Origin of the sequence: Roseofilum sp. Guam (assembly GCF_017746735.1) — a bacterium.
GTDB lineage: Bacteria > Cyanobacteriota > Cyanobacteriia > Cyanobacteriales > Desertifilaceae > Roseofilum > Roseofilum reptotaenium.
Genome location: NZ_JAGHZN010000117.1, coordinates 1 through 3,546 on the forward strand (window position 1 = coordinate 1; position 3,546 = coordinate 3,546).

The following is a 3,546-nucleotide window of genomic DNA, read 5'->3' on the forward strand; positions in this document are numbered from 1 at the left end:
AGGGGAGTTTTAATAAAAAGTGATTGGTCTATGATGAACTGTCTACTTCTTAGATGAAATTTCATCTTTTGGGAAAAAGGCGGTCTTTTTTTATCTCATTCATTGCTCGAAAGAGCAATTAATAGAGGTGCCCTATATGGCTACAGAAGAAGGATTAGCCAACTACCATGAAGCTTGCTATGGTGTTCAATCTCCTGCGGATCAACGCCGTTATGCACTACGAGTGATTGCCGCTTATCTGAGTTTAAATCATAGCTTCTACGATGTTTTTTGTGAACTGATTCAACACACAACATTTGATAAAGCCTTTGCAATTACCTCCCGTGCAAAACGCGGTTTTACTGACACCAGTGTTCCTGGATGCCATGTCAAAGATAAGGTTTACTTTGAGGGATTTCGTCAAGTTTCCGCCCACCTTGAACAGTATCCTGATGACTATTCCTTGCTGATGTGTGGAAAAGTCGCCCTCGATATGTTCCGATCTGAAAGAGTTACGCGACCAGGGTTACTTCGTTGAACCCCGCTACTTACCGGAGCATCTGATATAGGCTATTGCTGGCGTGATCGCTCTTTTGTGCAGCGATCGCCCCCTATCTCTTAATGTAGAAAATGGCGCATTCGCGTAAACACCATGACTACCCCTAACTCATTGGCTGCGGCGATCGAGTCCTTATCGCGCACGCTACCCCCAGGCTGAATAATCGCCTCAATCCCAGCCGCCGCAGCCGTCCGTACTGAGTCATCAAAGGGGAAGAAAGCATCACTACTAAGTATGGCCCCACGGGCTTTTTCCCCCGCTTGTTCTAGGGCGATTTTCGCAGCTCCGACGCGGTTCATTTGACCCGCTCCTATGCCACAGGTGGTTTGTTTTTTGGTCACCACGATCGCATTCGATTTCACGTGCTTCACCACCTTCCAAGCAAAGAATAGCTCTTCTAACTGCTCTGGAGTCGGTTGTTTTTCCGTCACCACTTCCCACCGATCCGGGGTGCTAATGGTGCGATCGCTCTGTTGTAATAAAACACCACCCGCAATACTCTTGATCATCACCTGCGGCCCTTGCATCAGATCCGGCAAGACCAAAACCCGCAACTTCGATTTCTTGTGTAAAATGTCTTGAGCCTCCGGATCGCAACCAGGAGCAACCACACATTCGAGAAAGATTTGGGTTAACTCCTGTGCAGTCGCCCCATCAATCGGTTGATTCAGAGCCACAATACCGCCAAACGCTGAAGTCGAGTCCGCTGCCAATGCCTTCTGATAGGCTTCCACCAACGTATCCGCCACCGCAAGACCACAGGGATTAGTATGTTTCAAAATAGCCACAGCGGGCTTATCCGTAAACTCGGTAATAATTTGCCGCGCAGCCTCCAAATCCACTAAATTGTTATAACTGAGTTCCTTTCCTTGTAATTGGGTTGCTCCTGACCATCCCTCTTTTCCCGTTCCCGTCTGATACCAAGCGGCGCTCTGGTGGGGATTTTCGCCATAGCGCATGGTTTGCCGCTTCTGTCCCGATAGGCTAAATTCAGAGGGCAACAGTTCCTCTTGCTGACCGGTTAAATAAGCAGTAATCGCTCGGTCATAGGCCGCAGTATGGGCAAAGGCTTTTATCGCCCGTTCTTTCCGAAATTCTGCTGAGGCTTTACCCCCCTGTTGACGCAGTTCCGTTACATAAGCATTATAATCAGTCGGATCGCAGAGGACGGTTAAATGGGCATAATTTTTAGCTGACGCTCGCAGCAAGGTGGGGCCACCAATGTCGATATTTTCGATCGCCTCTTCTAACTTCACATCCGGCTTAGCGATTGTCTGTTCAAACGGGTATAAATTCACCACCACCAAATCAATCGGGCGAATGTTATTATCCGTTAAATCCTGAAGATCCTCCTCCAGATTGCGCCGCGCTAGAATTCCCCCATGAATGCGAGGATGGAGCGTCTTCACCCGGCCGCCTAGAATTTCTGGCGATCCCGTATAGTCAGAAACCTTCGTTACCGTTAATCCACATTTTTGTAGGGTTTTCGCCGTACCTCCACTACTCACTAAATCAAATCCAAATTCTTCCACTAAACTCTGGGCCAGATCCACCAGTCCCGTTTTATCGGATGTGCTAAGAAGGGCGAGAGGAGCCATAAGACAAGTGTTCCATGATTGATAAGCCACGTTTAAGGATACAGCAGGGATTTATTACCAATTAGAAATTAAACCTTAAAATTCTTGCAGACCTGAATGCAATACCTCGCACACTCCCCAGGAAGAAGTTTCAATTTGGGAAAATCTATGCTATGATTCCTTAGGTTAAGGGCACGTAGCTCAGTGGATAGAGCACCAGATTCCGGTTCTGGGTGTCGGGGGTTCAAATCCCTCCGTGCTCGTCTTTCTTGTGTATAGTACTCCAGACTTTTCAGCCCCGACACCCAGACCAGAATCTGGTACTCTACACACATATTTCACACAAAACCACCATAACACCTCCAAAAGTAAGGGGCAAGAAATAGGTTGAATGAGTTAGATAGTAATTAGAGTTTTCTATAGAATCCATAGAGAAATCCAAGGGGGTTCCCAAGAGGAAACCGAGAGAAACTGAAAATCCTCCCAAAACCCCAAAAATATCCTCTCAATTTCAGACGCAACTGCTGTCACCGGGTGAATCACCCGGTGTTCAGAGATAAGAGGGTAACCTCACCCCTCGAAACCACCCTCAATCACATGACCATTACATAAGCGTTATTGATGGATAAGTAGAGAATCATAAGGTGTGATGGAAGAGTATATACTATGGATGTCACCCCTTCTTGGGGTGGCGACCAAAACATATACTTTTTGTCATCCCACAATCGTCATGACTGAGAAGAGGATTACACCAATTACTGGACTGAGTGAAGAAGATAGGGAGCTTCTTTTGAAAATAGGAGAGGGGAAAATATCCAAAGGAGTAAGGATAGTGACTGCTATCGCCAGAGAGGCTCTCAATCAAAAACTGCTTACAGGGCAATACGGCAGTAGAGACTGGGGACAAAGTTACGATTTCCACTGGAAGCTTAATGACGCTCAATTTTATGACAAAAGCTCCTGGTCTAGGGAGGACAAGAAACATACACTTCGTGACACTCCACGGGCATCTCACCCTTATCTTGGAAAATATTTGAGCAAGAAGCAACTGAGAGAAACTGGACATTTCACGGAAAAGGCAATCAGAAGTATCTATCCAGGGCGATTTGCCCAAGACAGTAAGGGGTATTGGTGGAGGAGAACCGACCCCCAAAGATGCTTCCACAATAATCGAGGGCAAGTGATGGCAACTTACTGTGGAGTGGCTGACGAAATGGATACTACCGACTATCCCGTCTGGCAAAGTCCATTTTATTAGGGGGCGATCAGGTTCACGTCTATTCATACTTACTACCCCTTTATTAACTTTTAACTTAAGATTTAAGGGTAAAACTCACGCTAGAGATGTAGAACAATTGGATAGAACAACTGATTTCTAGTCAGTCGGTTGAGGGTTCGAGTCCTTCATGGCACGTTTCTGGAGCCGGTCTT

At 46.5% G+C, this 3,546-nt stretch carries 3 protein-coding genes and 1 tRNA gene; 3 read left to right on the forward strand and 1 reads right to left on the reverse strand.

Annotation, left to right across the window (positions count from 1 at the left end; translation table 11 throughout):
* Nucleotides 1-136: 136 nt before the first annotated feature.
* The gene (locus J7529_RS24390; RefSeq protein ID WP_318731142.1) at nt 137-517 is read left to right on the forward strand and encodes a tyrosine/phenylalanine carboxypeptidase domain-containing protein; all 381 of its coding nucleotides are present in this window, start codon (nt 137-139) and stop codon (nt 515-517) included.
* 80 nt (nt 518-597) lie between these two features.
* On the opposite strand, the gene purH is transcribed toward J7529_RS24390, so the two are convergent.
* Nucleotides 598-2,136: a bifunctional phosphoribosylaminoimidazolecarboxamide formyltransferase/IMP cyclohydrolase gene (purH, locus tag J7529_RS24395; protein WP_318731143.1), complete on the reverse strand. Its 1,539-nt coding sequence runs from the start codon at nt 2,134-2,136 to the stop codon at nt 598-600.
* 169 nt (nt 2,137-2,305) lie between these two features.
* On the opposite strand from purH, the gene J7529_RS24400 reads away from it, so the two are divergent.
* Nucleotides 2,306-2,378, forward strand: a tRNA-Arg gene (locus J7529_RS24400).
* 569 nt (nt 2,379-2,947) lie between these two features.
* Nucleotides 2,948-3,373, forward strand: coding sequence for a hypothetical protein (locus tag J7529_RS24405; RefSeq protein WP_318731144.1), 426 nt, complete (start codon nt 2,948-2,950; stop codon nt 3,371-3,373).
* Nucleotides 3,374-3,546 lie beyond the last annotated feature (173 nt).